The organism is Laceyella tengchongensis (assembly GCF_900182735.1).
Lineage (GTDB): Bacteria > Bacillota > Bacilli > Thermoactinomycetales > Thermoactinomycetaceae > Laceyella > Laceyella tengchongensis.
Genome location: NZ_FXTU01000007.1, coordinates 61717 through 81177 on the forward strand (window position 1 = coordinate 61717; position 19461 = coordinate 81177).

The 19461-nt window shown below is 45.8% G+C and carries 21 protein-coding genes and 1 tRNA gene; 4 read left to right on the top strand and 18 right to left on the bottom strand.

Going from position 1 to position 19461, the window contains the following annotated elements:
* Positions 1–55 precede the first annotated feature (55 nt).
* Both QQZ12_RS13700 and QQZ12_RS13705 read right to left on the bottom strand, forming a co-directional pair.
* Entirely contained in the window at positions 56–745 is a 690-nt protein-coding gene (locus QQZ12_RS13700; protein WP_284724546.1) for an MgtC/SapB family protein, read from the bottom strand.
* A 152-nt stretch (positions 746–897) separates the two neighbouring features.
* Positions 898–1563 carry an HAD family hydrolase gene (locus QQZ12_RS13705; protein ID WP_102991306.1) on the bottom strand — a complete coding sequence of 222 codons (666 nt, stop codon included), beginning with the start codon at positions 1561–1563 and terminating at the stop codon, positions 898–900.
* Between the two features lie 775 nt (positions 1564–2338).
* Here QQZ12_RS13705 and QQZ12_RS13710 point away from each other — a divergent pair.
* The 3 genes from QQZ12_RS13710 to QQZ12_RS13720 all read left to right on the top strand — a co-directional run bounded on the left by QQZ12_RS13710 (position 2339) and on the right by QQZ12_RS13720 (position 4669).
* Complete coding sequence (locus tag QQZ12_RS13710) at positions 2339–3169, top strand: sensor histidine kinase (RefSeq protein WP_102991304.1); 831 nt, start codon at positions 2339–2341, stop codon at positions 3167–3169.
* Positions 3162–3836 (top strand): response regulator, encoded by a 675-nt coding sequence (locus tag QQZ12_RS13715; RefSeq protein WP_284724547.1) that lies wholly within the window; start codon positions 3162–3164, stop codon positions 3834–3836. The genes QQZ12_RS13710 and QQZ12_RS13715 overlap by 8 nt, the downstream gene beginning before the upstream one ends.
* Positions 3837–3922: 86 nt before the next feature.
* Entirely contained in the window at positions 3923–4669 is a 747-nt protein-coding gene (locus tag QQZ12_RS13720; RefSeq protein WP_102991302.1) for a FixH family protein, read from the top strand.
* Between the two features lie 174 nt (positions 4670–4843).
* On the opposite strand, the gene QQZ12_RS13725 is transcribed toward QQZ12_RS13720, so the two are convergent.
* The 5 genes from QQZ12_RS13725 to QQZ12_RS13745 all read right to left on the bottom strand — a co-directional run bounded on the left by QQZ12_RS13725 (position 4844) and on the right by QQZ12_RS13745 (position 9174).
* Entirely contained in the window at positions 4844–5929 is a 1086-nt protein-coding gene (locus QQZ12_RS13725; protein ID WP_102991301.1) for a site-2 protease family protein, read from the bottom strand.
* Between the two features lie 151 nt (positions 5930–6080).
* Positions 6081–6156 (bottom strand) — tRNA-Ala (locus QQZ12_RS13730).
* Between the two features lie 109 nt (positions 6157–6265).
* Positions 6266–6469, bottom strand: coding sequence for a hypothetical protein (locus QQZ12_RS13735; RefSeq protein ID WP_102991300.1), 204 nt, complete (start codon positions 6467–6469; stop codon positions 6266–6268).
* On the bottom strand, positions 6453–8423 hold the full coding sequence (locus QQZ12_RS13740; protein WP_284724548.1) for a tetratricopeptide repeat protein: 1971 nt from the start codon (positions 8421–8423) through the stop codon (positions 6453–6455). The genes QQZ12_RS13735 and QQZ12_RS13740 overlap by 17 nt, the downstream gene beginning before the upstream one ends.
* Complete coding sequence (locus tag QQZ12_RS13745) at positions 8416–9174, bottom strand: serine/threonine-protein kinase (protein WP_102991298.1); 759 nt, start codon at positions 9172–9174, stop codon at positions 8416–8418. Before QQZ12_RS13745 ends, QQZ12_RS13740 begins: the two co-directional genes overlap by 8 nt.
* 435 nt (positions 9175–9609) lie before the next feature.
* Here QQZ12_RS13745 and QQZ12_RS13750 point away from each other — a divergent pair, with 435 nt between their 5' ends.
* Complete coding sequence (locus QQZ12_RS13750) at positions 9610–9942, top strand: winged helix-turn-helix transcriptional regulator (RefSeq protein ID WP_054095551.1); 333 nt, start codon at positions 9610–9612, stop codon at positions 9940–9942.
* Positions 9943–9987: 45 nt separating this feature from the next.
* Here QQZ12_RS13750 and QQZ12_RS13755 read toward each other — a convergent pair whose 3' ends face one another.
* From QQZ12_RS13755 to QQZ12_RS13805, 11 genes are all read right to left on the bottom strand, one after another.
* Entirely contained in the window at positions 9988–11490 is a 1503-nt protein-coding gene (locus QQZ12_RS13755) for an aldehyde dehydrogenase family protein (RefSeq protein WP_102991297.1), read from the bottom strand.
* A gap of 322 nt (positions 11491–11812) precedes the next feature.
* Positions 11813–12295 (bottom strand): hypothetical protein, encoded by a 483-nt coding sequence (locus QQZ12_RS13760; RefSeq protein WP_284724549.1) that lies wholly within the window; start codon positions 12293–12295, stop codon positions 11813–11815.
* 322 nt (positions 12296–12617) lie between these two features.
* Positions 12618–12935, bottom strand: coding sequence for a hypothetical protein (locus QQZ12_RS13765; RefSeq protein WP_284724550.1), 318 nt, complete (start codon positions 12933–12935; stop codon positions 12618–12620).
* A gap of 205 nt (positions 12936–13140) precedes the next feature.
* Positions 13141–13983, bottom strand: a complete 843-nt coding sequence (locus QQZ12_RS13770) for a M23 family metallopeptidase (RefSeq protein ID WP_102991294.1) — start codon at positions 13981–13983, stop codon at positions 13141–13143.
* Between the two features lie 40 nt (positions 13984–14023).
* Positions 14024–14398 carry a TadE/TadG family type IV pilus assembly protein gene (locus tag QQZ12_RS13775; protein WP_348651546.1) on the bottom strand — a complete coding sequence of 125 codons (375 nt, stop codon included), beginning with the start codon at positions 14396–14398 and terminating at the stop codon, positions 14024–14026.
* A 26-nt stretch (positions 14399–14424) separates the two neighbouring features.
* Positions 14425–14895, bottom strand: a complete 471-nt coding sequence (locus tag QQZ12_RS13780; protein ID WP_262983047.1) for a hypothetical protein — start codon at positions 14893–14895, stop codon at positions 14425–14427.
* A 115-nt stretch (positions 14896–15010) separates the two neighbouring features.
* Entirely contained in the window at positions 15011–15790 is a 780-nt protein-coding gene (locus QQZ12_RS13785) for a hypothetical protein (protein ID WP_102991291.1), read from the bottom strand.
* A 45-nt stretch (positions 15791–15835) separates the two neighbouring features.
* Entirely contained in the window at positions 15836–16777 is a 942-nt protein-coding gene (locus QQZ12_RS13790) for a hypothetical protein (protein ID WP_102991290.1), read from the bottom strand.
* A gap of 203 nt (positions 16778–16980) precedes the next feature.
* A complete protein-coding gene (locus QQZ12_RS13795) occupies positions 16981–17763 on the bottom strand; it encodes a hypothetical protein (protein WP_284724551.1) in 783 nt (260 codons plus the stop codon).
* A gap of 46 nt (positions 17764–17809) precedes the next feature.
* Positions 17810–18760, bottom strand: a complete 951-nt coding sequence (locus QQZ12_RS13800; protein ID WP_284724552.1) for a hypothetical protein — start codon at positions 18758–18760, stop codon at positions 17810–17812.
* Between the two features lie 21 nt (positions 18761–18781).
* Complete coding sequence (locus tag QQZ12_RS13805; RefSeq protein WP_284724553.1) at positions 18782–19453, bottom strand: hypothetical protein; 672 nt, start codon at positions 19451–19453, stop codon at positions 18782–18784.
* Between the last annotated feature and the right edge of the window lie 8 nt (positions 19454–19461).

Below are 19461 nucleotides of genomic sequence, written 5' to 3' on the forward strand. Positions count from 1 at the left end.
ATTCTACAGCACTGTGTGGGCGGGGGAGCGGATTCCCCATACTAACCGCTCTCCCTCAGTCTGCCCGCACGCTCTTCACTCCCTCAATATTGGTGATCTCGTCAATCAGCTCGGTCAGAGTTGTCTTTTGGGGCAATCGGACGGTGAGAGCAATTTCCAGCATGCCCGGCATTTCCTCATCTTCTTCCACATTCACTTTGCGTACACTCCCACCCTTCTCGGAGATCAATGTGAAGAGCTGTCCCAACTTCCCCTGTTCATCCTTTACATGGATATGAAGCAAACAGAGATGACGTTTGCGGATCAAAATTTTTTCCATCCTAGTCAATAACTCCAAGCTGACCAAGGCGAAAACCGTAGTCAACACAGCCCCGAACATAAATCCCGCCCCTACCGCTAGGCCGACGCCGGAGACCACCCACAAAGACGCCGCCGTCGTGAGCCCTGAAACAGAGGCACGATGTCGCAAGATGGTTCCTGCACCCAAAAACCCGATTCCACTCACCACTTGCGCGCTTAAACGCGCTGGGTCAAACCGCACTTGTTCTTCATCCATGTAATCAGTAAACCCGTAAATGGAAATCAACATGATGAGCGCCGACCCCAGACTCACCAAAATATGGGTCCGAAAACCCGCCGGATGATTGTGCCGCTCCCGCTCCCAACCGACAAGCCCTCCCAACAGTCCAGCCATAAACAGGCGCCACGCGATGTCCCAGTACGGAATCACCCACAATTGCCCCATGGCATCCTCTCTCCTCTTCGCTGTGATGATTCAACTGCCGGACGCCAGACGGCTACTTGGCCGCTGGCAACATCTTTCCCCGTTTATCCTAGCCTGTTCTTGTTCAATTCATAACGAAAACGTAAATCAACGTCATTAACCAGCCAGGCATCTTATAAACGGTTGACTAACGACGGAAGTTCAGAAAACGTTGACAGGATCATGTCAGCCCCCTGCAACTCTTCCTCCCCTCCGAACTGCGGAAAGCCAGTATATCGGCAACCGATGACAACCAAGCCATTTTCCAAACCTGCCCGCACATCGGATTGTCGGTCCCCAACCATGTACCCTTGTGTAATTCCATGAGTTTCTTTACAAATCCGAACCAAGTCCACTTTGGTTTCCGTTTCATAGTCTCCTGCTGTATAAATTCCCTTAAATAAAGAAATTAATCCTTTAGAACTTAAAGCGCCACGCACATATGGGCCCACACCGTTGCTGGCGATGAATAAAGACCACCCTTGATCAATCAACTGAGGTAGCGTTTCTTCCACTCCTGGATAACATTGGCCCACTCCTTGATCAAACAACTCCAACTCTTTGGCCAACATCAACTGATCAGCGGTGTGGCGAACCTCTTTACTCGCTTCAGGCAACAAGGTTTCCCACAGCTCCTCATGTGTCATGCCAAACACCGATTGAATTTTCTCATCCGAGGGAATCTCCCCATCATACAGTCCTTGCTTCTGCAACTGGACAAACGTTTCCCGAAAGGCGGGCACCCCCACTTTTTCTGTTTGGAACAAGGTACCATCCAAGTCAAAGATGATTGCTTTCATATTATCTCCTCTTTCCGTTTTTGCATTAATTGTGACCAATGTGATGGGAAGCCAACCAAAACACCATCCCTATAAAAAAGGCCCACTCAGGCATGACCCCTGCACGTTTATATTTTATAGCCAAATTCCCACTAAAACATGAAAGACCGGCTTCACAACGGAGGAATCCCTTAAAACGACTGAGCTGCCCGCTACGAGCCTATCACCTTCGCTAAATACAATTGACAAAACTGTGACGAAAATATAAAATTTAAAATACTGAAACACCCTTTGGGAAAGAAGTCGTCCTCCATAAATAAGCTTCTTCTCATGCTTACTGGCACAGCTTTGCTTGGGAACGCTTCGATGCGGTTCCCATTGCAGGCTACTCCCCCCTGGGCGGCTTCCATGAACAAAGGTGTGTTTTCTCCATTACAACCACATGCCATGGGCGAGTTTCCGCCGATGGTTTTTTATTTTCTTATCCTCACTCCTCCACCTTTACCCTTCAGGTCATTTCGTCCCTTTTTGTTTACAGATTGCAAGGCCTACGTCATGATAGATTAAGAAATGATGCCGAACGCTATTTTTCAGATTGGGAAAACGGTAGGCGTATCTGATGAATAGGCCAGCGGCTCCAAAACCATTTTCTCCTTCGCTTCACTTGTGCATCGGCGCTCCTCGAGAAAAGGTTTTTCCGCCGCTTCTTCCCCACCAACTTGATTCTCCAGACACGCTCTAGCATCGCCCTACCCTGTTCCCACAGATGAACATGCTATAAAACGGAGTGGTAACGTTGCGATACAAACAAATTAAATGGTTGATTCTCACCATCCCGACCGTCGTGGTTGGGGTGTGGGAATACGTGCGACACGAATTTCTCTTGCCGTACATCTCCATGGATGCGGGCAACATACTGACGCCTGTCATCGTGTTTTTGGTCACCATCACGTTGTTGTTGCACCTGTTTGTGGTGTATGAAAAAATGCAAGAGGATCTGAAAAAAGAACGGGCGGAAAAAGCCGTGTTACAAGAAAGAGAACGGATCGCCAGAGAATTGCACGACGGAATCGCGCAAACCCTATTCTTATGCTCAGTGCAATTGGATCAGCTCAAACTGAAATACGACGATGGGGAACTGAATCAGGTGCACAAGCACTTGCGTCTCATCCACGACGATGTGCGCCAATCGATCTACAACCTCAAACACTCTTCCAGTGAAGCATCCCATGTGTGGCATGAGCGGCTGGTTCACTGGCTCGATCAGTATCGGCTCGACACGGCCATCCACTTGGAAGCCCATATCGACTTGAAGGAAGAGCAATTAACCCCTCGTGAAAAAGTGGAGCTGTTCCACTGTATTCAGGAAGCACTGACTAACATCCGTAAACATGCGGCAGCCGAACACGTCTCCTTGCGGTTGGAACCCCGTCCGTCTGGATGGGCGTTAACAGTGGTTGATGATGGCAAAGGTTTTACTGATGACCCTTTTCAACATCATGACCGCTTCGGTTTGAAGATCATGCAGGAACGAGCCCACAACATGAAGGCTGATTTCAGCCTCACACGGGAACATGGCAAAACGAGACTCCAAATCATATCAGCAGGAGGGGATTTGCGTGGCTGAGCCTTGCCGGATTCTCATTGGAGACGACCACAAACACGCCCGTCAGGCCATGCGGATGATCATCGAGCAAGACCCTTTTTTTGAATTGGTGGGAGAAGCGCAAGACGGTTATGAAGTGGTGAGGTTGGCAGCTGAGCTGATGCCCGATATGGTGTTGATGGACATCAACATGCCGGGACTGAGCGGTCTAGAAGCGACGCGGATGATCAAGGAAGCACACCCCTCCATCAAAATCGTGATGGTCACGGTTTCTGATGATGCGTCTGATCTGTTTGAGGCGCTGAAAAAAGGGGCGCAAGGTTACCTATTGAAAAACTTGAATCCTTCGATCTGGCTTACCTATTTACGATCCATCGTGGCCGATGAGGCACCGATGCCCAAAGAAATCGCCAGCCGGATTTTGCACGAATTTACCCCCTCTCCCACCAAGACACCTGCTTCCACAAACTTAACCAGCCGTGAACAAGAGATTCTCACCCATGTGGCCAAAGGATTGAGCAACCGTGAAATTGCGTCCGCCTGCACGATCTCAGAGTATACGGTTAAGAACCATTTAAAAAACATCATGCAGAAATTGCATTTGCACAACCGGGTGCAATTGGCCCGCTTCGCCGTTGAACAAGGATGGGTTTCCCAACGGTTTCAGGGAGACAGCGATGAAAAATAGCCCGAAAGAGGGATAGCCAAACCGCAGGGAAAGGCTGACAATAGAGGTTGAGCTTTTTTGGAAGGTTCAGAAGGGAGAAAGCAGGAATGAAACGACATACGGCTATGTTATTGGTGGGACTCCTGACCTTGTCTGGAGTATTGACCGCATGCCAAACCAACACAAAGCAAACCCAACATCATCAGCACCATACACAGACCACCCAACCCACGCAGTTGAATATTACTTTTCAAACTGATCCAGCCCATCCCGACAAGGACAAGCCTGTGAAACTCATCTCTCATATCACAGCCGACAAACAACCTGTCGAAGATGCCAAAGTGGAGTTTGAAGTATGGAAACAAGGTGACAAACACCAAATGATCGCAGCCCAAAAAACGAAGGGCGGCGTTTACCAAGCTACTCACACCTTTAAAGAAGACGGACAACATGTAGCGGTTGTGCATGTGACGACACCGGCAACCCACCAGATGATCAACGCCAGCTTTGTCGTCGGCAATCCCAGCACATCCCATCACGGCACCGCTAGTGACCATCACAAGAGCAACCTTCACTTACACATCGAAGCGCCCACTGACGCCAAAGCTGGCACACAAGTGGCCATCACCGGACACGTCTCCAAAGCAAACAAGCCTTTTACCGATGCAAACGTCCAATTTGAGTATTGGCGAGAAGGGGATGACAAGCACTTGTTTTCCGACACGGCCGAAACCAAAGCAGGCAATTATGAAACACGGCTCACCTTCGCCAAACCTGGCACATACCAACTCAAGTTGCATGTGGAAAAAGGTAGCGAACATGACCATACCACACGAACGATCACCATTCAATAAAAATGAAAGCCACAAGCATTTCCACAACAGCAAACTTTTGATAAAATAAGCCAAACGGGATCATATCCCGTCACCCAACAAATGAGCTAATTCCACTTACGAAAGAGGAACCGCCCAAATACAGGCGGCTCCTCTTTTGTTTCTTGGGATTGATTTGCCTTCGCATCTATCTTCTTACCGGATTTGTTCCAACGGCGCTTGGCCTGTCACATACACCATGTAGCACAGGAATGCGATCAATCCGATATACGCAATGCCGAATGCCCATCGCGTCTTGGGAGAAACACTGTAATACTTCTCATCTCGATTAATCGCTCCGATCCGTTCGGGTGTGTATCTCCCTTCCAATATCATTCGCACCACACCTTGCCCCTCAGTGGTGGTCTTAACCAAGTTCAACTCATGCAATTCCCCTTGCATTTCGAAGGTGGCGATGGTGCCCAAGCCAGGAAATTCCACTGCCACCTGGTGGCTTTGATCTTCCAATTCACAATACTGAACAAACGGCAATGGGCGACGATGGTCTTCCCCAGGAATCCATACGCCTGCCTCGGAAAACTTCTGTTCTTCGATTTTGGCCTCGATTTGAAACAAACTCGGTTTTGCTTTCCGCTTCTTGCGCCCATATGTAGACCATAATTCAATAACAAACATAATGTAAATGATAATCAAGAGAATGCTTTTCGTCCATATGATTAGCGCCGCGCCCAGGATCAAGCCTAGTCCCCACAGCCAGCGCGTCACAGCAGTGACGATGCGACCGCCGTCCAAGGGATGTACCGGAATCATGTTAAACAAATTGATCATGAAGCCCACCACGGCAACCGCCACCATAGTGGGGGAATCCAGCCATAACCCCAATCCATAGCAGGCGAGGGCCCCCAACGTTCCCATCAGAGGACCGCCATAAGCGATAAATGCTTCCGTCGCAGCGTCTGAAGGCTGGCGCTTCATCGTAATCAGCGCCCCTAAGAACGGGATGAACGACGGCGCCGAAACTGGAAGGCCTTTGAGCCGTGCTGCCCACACATGCCCCATCTCATGAATGAATATCATCATGACCAGCCCGACAGCAAACTCAAAGGGGTAGATCAAGGCATAACCGCCGATCGACACAAACATCGAAACCAACGTCCCGCCGAATTTGCCAAATTTCAACAATGGCAACAAGGCCTTCAACTTTCCACCTAAACTGAGAAGCAGCACCCCCAATCCGCCCAACCATGATATGAGCCCGCCCTTCTTCTTCTCCCCTTCCACAATCTCTTGCCTCCTTTAAACCAATCATGACTACCTTTTTCCCTCTTTCCATAAAATTATGCAAAAAAACAGAGGGCAACCATCCACTTCAGATAACATTGCTCACCAAAAACAAAAAATTGCACCCCGCTAAGAGGTGCAATTTGTGAAGTGGTGGAGCTAAGCGGATTCGAACCGCTGACCCCCTGCTTGCAAGGCAGGTGCTCTCCCAGCTGAGCTATAGCCCCATATGTAATTAAATACAAGAGATATATTACTATCCCCATAAGCGAAAGTCAAGCGGTTGAGGAAAGCCATACAGCCTAAAAAAGCCGGCTCTAATGAGCCGACTGCCGACTATTCTTCTTCTTTTGCCTTCTCCTTGACTTCTGTGCTGGCTGGCACCGGTGGGAAATCTACTTTTTCCAACTCCATCTGCAATGAAGGGACCTGCACCACCACCGGGGGCAACGCCTCACTATACGGGGCGAAAGAGAAAAACGCACCGATCCCAACAATTGCAACCAACCAACCCATCCGGCGGTTATTGTTTTTTCTCATCGGTCTTTTCCTCCTTCTTGGTGTCTGCTTTTTGTGGCTTAATCTGCTGGGCTTTTTTGATCGCGTCTTGGATCAGCGAGTTGTTTGCGTCTATCTGATAAGCCTTTTCCAACACGCTGAGGGCATTCTCCTTGTCCCCCAACGCAATGTACGTCAAGCCAAGCTGATATTGATAGATGGCATTATTCGGCTCCAACTCCGCCGCTTTCAATGCCGCCAGGTTGGCAGACTTAAAGTTGCCGTGCAAATAATGAGCCAACGCTTTGTAATATTGCCCCTTAGGGAAACGCTTTTCCTTATCCACCGCATCATTAAACGCGCGATAAGCCCGTTTGCTGTATTCGGCCATCTCTTCTTCCCTTTTCTGAAGGGTTAGCGAAGTGTTTTTGGAGACTTGCTCCCATTTTTTCAGGTAGAGTACGCCCAATGTGAGATGGTACTCCTCCTGCTTCCGATCAGCATATTTTGCCGCCTTTTTGGCCTCCGTGATCGCATCGTCCAGCTGGCCCTTCATGTTTAAATAAACGGCTAAATCATGATAATAGCGAGGCGTCTTCTTGCTGACGATAGTAGCGTAGCGAAGGGATTGAATCGCTTTGTCATATTGTTTCAAAGCCCCATAAATCTTGCCTTGGTGATAATAATATGAACCGGCACCTGGATTCAGCTTCACGGCACGGTTCGCCGCTTCCAGCGCCCCAGTGTAGTCCTTCAGGTAATAAGAGAAAACCGACAAATCGTCAAGTAATCTTGGCTCATCAGGGAATTCGGCAACAGCTGCTTCCAGCACCACTTTCCCCTTTTCATATTGTTGGGCCACACCATACATATTGGCCAAGTTAATATAGTACTCTTTTTTCCCCAGATCGGCGCTCAACGCCTTGCGTCCCAGTGCGATCGCTTGCTCCAACTGTTTGCGGTCATATGCCAAGTTGGATTGCTGATAATAGGCAAACGCCTGTTCAGCATCCTTCTCCACGGAAGAATCAAGAATGCCGCCAGCGGCCAGCACGTCTTCCGCCGAATCACCACTCAACCACATGAAACCCCCAACAGCCACCGCCAAAGCGGCAACGACACCAAGCAACGCGGCTATAGGACGGCGTGCCCGCGGACGTTGTTCCACCTGCTTCCGTTTCTCCGCTTGCTTCCCTTTCACCGGTCTGGGAAGGGTTTCTTCTTTTGAATTCTTGGTTTCTACTTTGGCTGGCAAAACTTCGCCTGCCGACTTGGATTTTTTTTGCTTTTTTTCTTCGTACTGCTCAGCCCAACGCCAGAAATCGCGCACTCGCGGCCTTTTTAGTGGATCAGCTGACAACGCGCGCTGAATTAGGCTTTCTAACTCCAACGACATGTCTTTCCGCGTCTCTTTCACCGGTTCCACTTTATCGGCTTTGTCATCAACCCGCTTCCCCGTCAACATCTGGTACAGCACTTGGGCCACTTTCTTCACGTCTTCCGCTTCCCGGCGCGCCAATCCAAACAGACGTTTAGGGCCGCCAAACAAGAACCGGACTTCCCCAGTGGAGGTAATCATCATGTTTTGCGGGTCAATCAATGCAAACTGCTCTTCATCATAACATTGCATCAAATGGTTGGTGACCGTCTTCAAAATGCGCGCCACTTCATCCATCGTCAGTGGAGCACTACGCATGAGATAGACCCCAAACAGGATGCCCTCCATCTTGTTAAATACCTGATACAGCTTCCCGTCTTCCAAAAACACTTCCTGAATCGGAAAAAACATTTCCTGATTCCGCGACATCAACTCATCCAATTCATAATCAGCCGGTTTTTTCTTCATATTGACCGCATGGATAAAACGAGTTTGCCCAGAATCCGGACCTTCCTTCTTCACGGTTGTGTAGTAAAGTACCCCTTCCACGAAGGGAAACACACTAGTGATCTCATATGTACCCTGAATGATATCGCCTTTCTGTTTAAACTCACTCATCACGCTCTCCTCCAACTTTTACCCTTCGTTCTGCTAACCATTCCAGGAAATCAGCTGTTTCAGCGATTGTCGGTCGTTTATGGAGATCAAATGAACAGGTTCGCTCGATCCACTCATCCAATTCTGGCGGACACTCTTTACAATAGGTGGAAATCGGTGGAATCGTCAAACCGACGCCTATGGGATTTTTTCCCGTCAACATTCTATAAATCAATGTTCCTAACGTATAGGAGTCGACTAACTGATTGGTCTTCTGATCCACTTGGGGAGCCAGTCCTTTAGGTAGCGTCCCCCACGCTCCCCCGTACAAAAAGCGGATTGCCTTGCCGGGAGTCAACAACACATTTTGCGGATGGATGATCGTCAGTTGCTTCTCTCCATACAACCGCAACAGGTGATTAACGATTCCCCGCGCGATCCAGACTGTTTCTTCCAAGTTTAGAGGAGAATGCTGAATTAAATGATGAGCAAGGAGGTTTCCTTCCAAACGTCGAAATACTTGATACAAGACCCCGTCTTCCACAAACACTTCCTTCACCGGAAAAAATACGGACTCGTCGCGCGCCAAAACCTCCTCCGGTTCCACTTGGTGCGGCATCGCATCCAGCTCCAGGGCATGGACAAACCGCTTGCAAACGATCCCCGATTCTTGACGCGCTTCCGTATAATACAAGGTGCCAATAACAAATGGAAATGTTTTGAGTACACGGTATGTCCCGTTAATCATCTCCCCTTGTTCCTTCAGCTTCATACAGCGCTTCCCCTTTAAATCTGATTTTCACTTTTTTCAAGTTCCGAACCTACTACCGTTTATTCTAACATGAACCCCCTCACTAGAGTAGGCATTGCGGCGAGTTCATATATCTTTAAAGGGATTTATGTCGAACGAATAGAAATATTTCTTTTTATGCTCAAATAACCCCGATACCCGCTTCAGCTGATCAGCAACTTGATTTACCATACACCCCCAAAAACAAGTTTATTCCTTTTCTCTTCCCCTCTTCCCATGTTTATCATGATTTCGTGTCTAATGAGCAAACCAACAGCATAAGCCCCATCGCCCATGTGAAAACAGGCAACGAGGTGGTTGCCTGCTTTTTATGCATCGCGCGAGTCAACAAATCTCCTCACGATATGATACAATTTTTAGAAAACAGATTATTTATATAAGTGGGAGCGTGACAATGTGGGAGACCTTGAATTTAAGCATGCTGTAGAAACCACGCTCAAAGTCATCGGTGGGAAGTGGAAATTGGTGATTTTGTGCCATCTGTTGGACGGGGTCAAGCGCTTCAGTGAGTTGAAACGCAGTATGCCCAACATCACACAGAAGATGTTGACACAACAACTGCGGGAGCTAGAGCAAGATGGCCTGGTTCATCGCCAAGTATACTGTCAGGTTCCTCCCAAAGTGGAATATTCCTTGACGGAATACGGGAAATCTATCAAAGAAGTGCTGGATGTATTAAATGGCTGGGGCAGACGGCACCGTGTGCGCATGAAACTTCAAAAACAATAAACACTCCCCCAACCGCGTTGAGGGAGTTTGGCAATCCGTCCAGCTTTAGTTGAGATTAATCCACACCGACTTCACTTGCGTATACATATCCAAAGCATAACTACCCATCTCTCGCCCGAATCCAGATTGTTTATAACCCCCGAATGGAACGGACGCGTCAAATACATTATAACAATTCACCCAGACCGTTCCCGCCTCCAACGCATGCGCCACACGATGCGCTTTGCTGACATCCTTTGTCCACACCCCGGCCGCCAAGCCGTACTCGCTATCATTTGCGCGGCGAATCACATCCGCTATCTGATCTTCATCGTCAAACGGCATCGCCGCCACAACCGGCCCAAAAATCTCTTCTTTCGCAATGGTCATATCGGCTTTCACATCAGTAAAAATGGTCGGCTGCACAAAATACCCTTCTGAAGACAGAGGTTGCCCCCCGATCAACGGCTTGGCGCCTTCCGCTTTCCCTTTCTCCAAGTATTGGGAAACTCGCGCAAATTGTTCGTCGGACACCAACGGACCCATCTCCGTCGTTTCATCCAAGCCGGGGCCCTGCTTGATCTTAGACGCATATCCGGCCATATCGGCCAAAAAGTTGTCGTACACCTTTTTGTGCAAAAACAGCCGGGAGCCCGCGCTACACACCTGTCCCTGGTTAAAGAAGATTCCCCTGAGCGCCCCGGGAATCGCTTTTGAGAAGTCTGCATCCGGGAAAATGATATTTGGCGATTTTCCACCCAATTCCAAGGAAACCCGTTTCACCCGATCAGCCGCCTGGCTCATGATCAGTTTGCCCACTTCCGTCGATCCCGTGAAAGCCACCTTGCGAATTTTGGGATGCGCCACAATCGCCCCACCCGCCGTCGGGCCAAATCCTGACAGGATATTGACAACTCCCTCGGGGAAGCCGGCTTCTTGGATCAATTGGCCCAAGTAAAGCGCCGACAGCGGCGTTTGTTCTGCCGTTTTCATGACCACCACATTGCCGGCAGCCAATGCCGCCCCCAACTTCCATGCCGCCATGAGCAACGGGAAATTCCAAGGAATAATCTGTCCCACGATACCGATCGGCTCGTGCCGGGTATAAGAAAAGAAATTGCCACCAACGGAGTTATCAATCACTTGACCGTGGATTTTGCTGGCCCACCCCGCATAATAACGGAAATGATCCACCGTCAGCGGTATATCCGCCGCCCGCGTCTCCCTGATCGGTTTCCCATTGTCAAGCGTCTCCAATTGGGCCAAGGCTTCCGCATGCTCCTCAATCAAATCGGCCAAGCGCCACATCAGCCTCCCCCGCTCACTGGGAGTCAGCTTCGACCAACGCCCCTCGTACGCCCGTTCAGCCGCCTCCACTGCTACATCCACATCGGCGCTGTCCGCTTCATACACCTCCGCCAACACTTCTCCCGTTGCCGGATTCCTCGTGGCAAACGTCTTGCCTGACAACGATTCCACAAACCGTCCTCCGATAAACAGCGGCTTCGGCTTCCCATCCAAAAAAGCTTGCACACGCGGATCCAATGAAACAGAAGACTTCCCTTGCATCCCAACGCCCCCTTCAAAAGGATATGACAGAACGACAGCTTTCACTTCCATTATATCTATATGAAACATTCAGAAAAATACGCACCTTAAAGAAACAAAGTATCGGTAAAGGTACATAGTTTCCATGGGGAAACCGTAAGTGTTAGGTCTTGGTTATGTTCATTTTAGATCGCCAGCCCATGTTTGCAGAGGAAAAAAGCCTCCTCCAGTGTGCCGGAGAAGGCTATTAATACTGATAACCCTATCCAACAATCGTCGTCCATGTTCATTACAATCACTCGATGGATAACCCAATCGATGGTAACAACAGATAAGATATTTTTTATAAATAACGATCGACATCGATTTCATCTATGTTGACTCTCGGAATGGCCATCGCTTCTTTTACTTTGTTATTTTTGTCGTAAATGACTACAATCCCTACTGATTGCCTTTTTAAATTGCCATAAAACCCAACCGTTTCCCCATTATCTTTTTTGATTTCTTTAATCAAACGATAGGCATACTTACCAAAACTGTTTTCCACTTCTTGCTTCTCTCTTCCCAAATAAGCAAATTCTTCTACGTATTCCTCACGGAGTTTGAATGATCTTCTGGCTACTTCATCTTCGAGATATTCGATATTGACCAATTGTTCATTAGCATCATAGGCAAATTGATAAATTGCATAACCATCTATTAAGCCATAGGTTACTTTAATCCCTTGTTGAGATTTCTCCTCTCTGATTTTCTTTAGACCATAAATCCTCCCTAAGTTCTCTTCTACATTGATTCTATAATCTCCCATTTTGATAAACTTCAACATAAAAGATCTCCTTTAACATGCGGAATATCTTTTTTGTCTATTGGTTGAGCAAGCAGACTTAAACGCCCTTAACGGAACAAAGGTACCTAGTTACCAAACTGATACAGAGACCTTGCCTAGAACCTGCCCACCGAACAAGCATCTTTCTATTTACTCACCGGTCAAAACAGCACATCGGGTGTGTCTGGCAAATCAAGTTGGTGGGGCAGAAGCGGCGGAAAACCCTTTTCTCGAGGAGCACCGATGCACAAGTGAAGCGAATGAGAAAATGGTTTTGGAGCCACTGAATTATTCATCAGACACGCCCTAGTAGATCGCACTTCTAATTTAAATGATACATTGAGATATACGCGTCCATTGTTTTTTTCCAATGTTGCACGAAAATCTCCTCATCACACGTATACTTACGACTTCCCACACCCGCCGATGTGGTCCCGTCATAGTTGCTCCTGATACGGATGCCCTGAGACCCACAATCTCGGGTGGACGTATAGAGATAATACTCCACAATGAGATCCCTGATCGTTAACCCTTCATCCTGAACCAACATAACCACAAACTCCCAAACCACGTCGGCATTTAAATCCGACGGGCGGTTTTCTTTTAAAAACCGAACCAACTTTTCTGTTTTGTTTTGCATTTGGGTTGCCTCTTTTCAATAAGCTAAGCTTTCTTAAATGAAATGGGACTTCCATTCGATTAAGAGCCTGTTTGGTAATAGAGCCAAGACTCCAAACCGTTTACTCATTCACTTCGCGCGTAACGGAGCGCTCTTCATTCCGCTTCTTCGATTCAACTATTAAACCACACAAACAAAAAAGTCGCTCCATCATTTGGTGAGCGACTTAACCTTTAGAAATATACCTCAAGGGGTCTACTGGCTGACCGTTAACATGCACTTCAAAGTGCAAATGAGGACCTGTTGACCACCCAGCACTTCCGATCCCAGCTATATGATCTCCCCGCTTCACTTGTTGACCTGGACGAACATAAATATGTTGCGGATACATATGACCATACCAGGTCTGCAATCCATTGCCATGATCAATAATAATCAGATTCCCAAAACCGTTTGATTTTCCAGCTCTTACCACTACTCCGTCTCCAGCTGCATAGATCGGTGTTCCGACAGGGCCAGCTAAGTCGATTCCTCCATGCAATTTTCTAATATGTCTAATAGGATGAAACCGATATCCAAAACGGGAAGTAAGCACAGCAGTTTTCGTAGGCGGCCCTAAAATGCCTCCTGTGGTAATAAAACTACCTCCTGGACCGCCACCAAAACTATATGCCCCAACATATTTTTGTAGAACGGGTGCTTTGGAGGAAGTGTTATAAGTCATGTCAGGCATGCCTTCAGCAAAAATGATCGGGATTTTTATCTTTGCTTTTGCAATCACTTCCTGATCATCAATCTCTAGCTCAAAAGATTCAATGGCCTTTTTCTGATGAGACCCAAAACTCGTTTCAAACTGTTCCTTTGCTTTCTCCTCATCTCCTTCAGTTGAAGCCACTTTCACAGCATCGCGGATGGCTGCTTGAGCATCAAGCACAGCTAACCCAGCAACTACCAACTGCCATACAACTAATGCCAATAGAAAAAACAACGGCATAATAACGATAAATTCAGTTGTCGAAGCGCCTTTTTTACGCCTAACTGAATAGATCATCTTTGAAAATATTCTCATCTCCGTCCTCCAATTGAATATACTCTTCCTCTACCCTTGGCTAATTTATGACAGGAGATTTGGCTTTCGTTTCAAATGAAACAGAAGATGATCCAGGCAAAAAAACAATGTCAATCTCTGTTTTTGCCTTAGCAATCACTTGACCATCTTTAATCTTCACTTCATAAGAAGACAAGTGATAGTCCTCTGTGTTTGGAAACACCTTTTTACCCCTTGCTTCTTCTTTTTCAGGTTTGCCCGACGATGCAGTTAGCCGAACCCCTTCTTTGACTAAGGATTGTGTTTCCATCACCGCCATTCCGGCAACGAAAAATTGCCATACAACCAAACACATGAAAAAAACCAAGGGAATAATTGTGATAAATTCCAATGTAGCAGACCCTTTTCTCTTCCTACTCCCTTGGTTCTCTCTCATATTCAATGGACTACCCTCCGAAACACTTAGTTTTCAAACGGAATTTCTATTTTTCTCATCTTTGCTGTCCAGTCTGCATAATCACGTTTCGGACCAAAACCAACACCCTTAACATAGACATCTCTGAATTGCTCTGCAAAAATGAGTGAATGGAATTTGACTTTGGCTTCAACTCGAACACGTCCATCCACAAAGAAAATGATTTTGCTCGGTTCCGCACCATTTTGCTTGATATATTTGCTTACAGATTGCTTGATTTCATTTTCATACTTTCTTCTAACGCTTTTGATCACACCATATCGTTTACCCGGGGTTCCTAATACTGCTTCATATGGATCAACGATTACTCCTGTCCCAATCACTGCTTGCATCCGCTCTTGCACTTCTTTATTCACATATTCATCCATTTTCTTTGTCGCCGCCAAACTCCCTGCATCCGCTGCTTTCTGCGCTGTTGCATGATCCATCCATGCAATGACTAGGGAGGCTAGAAACATGAAGAATATCATAAAGATCGGCAAGCCAGCGACCCACATCATTGTCACGTTTCCCCGTTTTCGATTCAACCTACGCAATGACCGTAACATGGGGTCCTCCTGAAGTAGCCAACTATTATTTAGGATTACGAGTGATAGCCATACTTTTGTCTAATGCTTCTTCCTCATTATCCAATACCTCGTTATGCAAGAATTGCCTTTTTGCTCTGTCAAACGTTTCCTGATCCCTTGGATGCACATGTGCCTTATGAAGGCGCAAATGGATCAGCCAGAAATGAATAGCGTCAACGATTTGTCCTTTTTTAAACAAAAGGGATATGATATTTTTTCTGTCATCATACGTTTCCATCTGCAAATAGTTATCCCGGAATAGCAATTCTCCCATCCGGTCATGCCAATCATTTAATGAAGAGAAATCTTGCGGATAAAAGACGCCGTTTCTTCCAATTCTGGTTAATGTCGCATTCATAAGCTCGGCAATCTTCTCATACTCTGATCGCATTTCTAAGATCGATGCAAATGCGTTTTGACATGCATGGATTGAAGGAGATTCTTCACCCTGTGCCAGGCATTTCTTTGTGATATCCAACGCCTTTTCTATACTGTTGCTGTTACGATGACTATATTGGCGGCCCACCTTATAAAAAGTGGTATTAATATGACCAAGCGTTATCGATAATCTCGCCACTTCTCTGATGCTTTCCAGTGCAGGGATTTTGCCTTCTCTTGTAATGAACAAATATCCTGTTACTTCTTTCCCCTCATAGTAACTGGCGCAATAATAATCTTCACCTTCATATCTCACCAAGACAGTAAGAATATCATAACGCTCGCTGGGCTTTTTATATTCTTCAATGATGTCCTTTATTTTTGGAGGAATAGATTGATTATCCAATCATGATTACCACCTTTAAGTTAATTTCCTTACACCATCACCTTATTAATCAAACCAACTTTTCACCCATCTCACAGGAGCCGTGACAACTTTTCTTACCGTTTTGTTTCCTGTGAAATACTTGCCGACTGTAGCTGCTCCCCAGACAAGCGCTCCACCTACTGCAAGCCCAACCGCCAATGGGGGACATGCAGCTCCAATCATCAAGCCCGCCGTCAATGCAAGACTACCTAGGCCCGCTGTACCTGTTAAAACAGCATCTGCCTGTTGCTGTGATCCATCTGGGCTGTTAAATGCGTAGGTATAGCCAGACACCATCTCAACGGTGGAAAACGCTATCCCTGCCCAGCCCGCAACTTTTGCAACTTTTGACAATGGAGCGACGCTTTTAAGCAAAGTACTTGAATCGGCAGCTGCACCACCAATCGGTGTAGCGAAGTTTCTGAGGTTTTGGATTTTAGTGCCTACATATGGTGCGATATTTGACCAGTTAACAAATTGATGAAGCGTCACACCTTTTTCTATCGCATCCCATGAGTCCATTAAGCCTTGTTGCCAAGTTCTATCCTGTGTAAATATACTTATGCCACCACGAACAATTGCGGAGACAGTTAACGCACCTGTAATCTTTGCGCTACTCGAAAGACCGTTTGGTTCCGACATTGAGGTAGCAACCTCATGAACACCTGCAATTTTTGCAATAAAGAAATCATTGAATGTCCATTTAATGACTTTGTAACCTTGATCAGTCGTTATCCATTCAACAGATTTATCCCAAGCACTTTTTTCTGGATTGGCTTCTTTTTTAGTATCCGCCTTTTTGACGAGATCACCATCTTTTTGCACATCGCCCGACTTTTGCACTTCTTTTACTTGTAAATCGGCATAGGCTGGATATGAGAACGGGATGGTGATGTTAAACAAAATGAAGGCAAGCATAATAATAGCTAATGACCTTTTATGCTTGGCCATATATTTAAACCACATAATCTCCCTCCTAACTAATTTTTTTAAAGCTGTCACCGCGAGATCCCTAACATCTATAGCTTTTTACGCGTTGCAATTGTTCCACACTATAACAAGCAATGCTAGAAATATAAACATATCATAAGTCCAGCAAGCCCATTTCCCCACCATAGCCGCTTTCCCATTAATCACTTACACAAGGTTCATGTAAAGTAACCCACTCTTTATTTTGGATTGCGAATAATAGGTAAAATATTGTTTTCGAAAGCTTTCTCTTCGTCTAATGGCTTATTTTGTAAAAACTTCCTTTTCCCCTTGTTAAAAGTGTCTAGATCCCTTGCATTTACATGCCCAGGATGGAGGCGCAAATGAATTAACCAGAAACGAAACGCATCAATGATCCTTCCTTTTTTCAACAAAAAGGATAGAACTTGTCTTCTATCATCATAGGTTTCCATTTGCACATAATTATCTCTGAACAACAATTCACCCATCCGCTCATGCCAATCACTCAATTGAGAGTAATCTTCTTGTGGATAAAAGATTCCACTTCTCCCAATTCTGTTTAATGTCGCATTCATGCACTCGGCAATCTTTTCATACTCAGATCGCATCGCTAAGATGGATTCAAACGCCTCTTTACACGCATCAATTGAAGGCAAGTCTTCGCCTAATTTTAGACATTTATTTGTTATATCTAGCACCTTTACTATACTGTTGCTATTTCGACGACTAAACTGGCGACCTACATTGTAATAAGTAAAATTAATAAAATTAAGTTCTATGGATAACCTTGCCACTTCGAGGATGTCTTCTCGTGCAGGAATTTTGCCCTCTCTCGTGATAAACAAATATCCTGTTACATCTTTCCCTTCATCGTAACCGACGCAATAATAATCTTCCTCTTCATACCTCACCAGCACCGAAAGAATATCATAACGCTCACGTGGCTTTTTATGTGCTTCAATAATATCTCTGATATTTGGAGGAATCGATTGTTTATTCAATTATTCTTACCCCCTTTCAAGTCCATTCACCTTCACCATTACCGTATTAATCAAACCAGCTTTTCACCCATCTCACAGGAGCCGTGACACCTTTCCTAAACGTTTTGCTTTTTCCTGTGAAATACTTGCCAGCCGTAGCTGCTCCCCAGACAAGAGCTCCACCCACTGCAAGACCAACCGCCAATGGAGGACAAGCAGCTCCCATCATCAAGCCCGTCGCTAACGCTAGGCTACCGAACCCAGCAACACCATTTAATACACCATCAGCCTGGCTTTTTGACTCATCCTGGCTATAAAATGCAGAACCAAATCCAGACACCATTTCAGCAGTGGAAAAAGCAATTCCCGCCCAACCCGCAACTTTTCCAACCGGTGTTAATGGAGAAGTGCTTTTAAGTAAGGAACTTGAACTAACAGCTGCTTCACCAATAGTTCCTATTTTTATTGCGTTAGTGGCACGTTCAGTTACGAATGGTACGATTTTTCCCCATGCAACGAATTGGTTAAGTGTTACTCCTTTTTCTAACGCATCCCAACTATCCAATACCGCTTGTTGCCAACCGTCTTGAACCTTTATGCCAATACCATTACGAACAAGCGCTGAGAGTGTGAGCAAGCTCGTCCACTTAATAGAACTCCTAGCAGAAACATTAATATTACCATCAATTAATTCATTACCGACTGTCTCGATACCGACAAGTGTTGCGAAGAAAATTTCGCTAATCGTCCACTTAATCGCCTTATAAGCTTGCCCCTCCGATACCCACTCAAATGACTTCCCTAACACACTTTTATCTTCTGGAACAGCTTCTTTTTTGGCATCCGCCTTTTTAACGACATCACTATCTTTTACCACATCGCCTGCCTTTTGCACTTCTTTCACTTGTAAATCGGCATAAGCTGAATATGAGAAAGGAATAGTGATGTTAAACAATATAAAAGCAAGCATAATGATGGCAAACAATCTTTTATGCTTGTTGATGTGTTTAAACAGCATAATCCCTCTCCTGCATCATGTTTAGTAAACTTCCCAATCATAGTAATAATGACCTACCACAAATGTAAGGTAAGGAAGAATAAACATATTAAAAACAAGTTGAATGATATTTATGAGAAACAGGTTATCCAAAGTATAAAGCGACAAAAACAGGGTCACAAAATTCATTAACATGGTTAATATGCTCAATAACATCGTAACACCCATTACTTGAAATAACCTTGTCTTCCCTACTTGAAATGCTCTTTTCAACCCATTGAACCAACTTTCCCCTTCAAACACAACAACATAAGGATAGAGAATAAACAGCATAAGTAAGATCAAGCCTGGAACAATAAACAGCACCGTGCCAAGCGTTACAAGGATGGCAATAATCGCCCCTACCACATACACAGGAAGCATATGTTCAAAGAACACTCTGTATCCTTCACTTATACTCGTTTCTTCTTCAATCAACTTGCTTTTAACCAAATAAATAAATGGAATTTGGCTGATAAAGATAGTAATGGTAGAAAAGATGAATTGTGGGTAACTACCTAATTCGGAAACGCCTACCGTTGCAAAGAGATTATAGTAGAATGTGGATACAAATTGATTGATAAAAAAGAGTGGAAACGCAATGGTAACTCCAAAAAGAAGGATGTATAATAGCTTATCTTTGTACAAAGATAAGCTATCTACATAATTTTTCATGTCCAAAC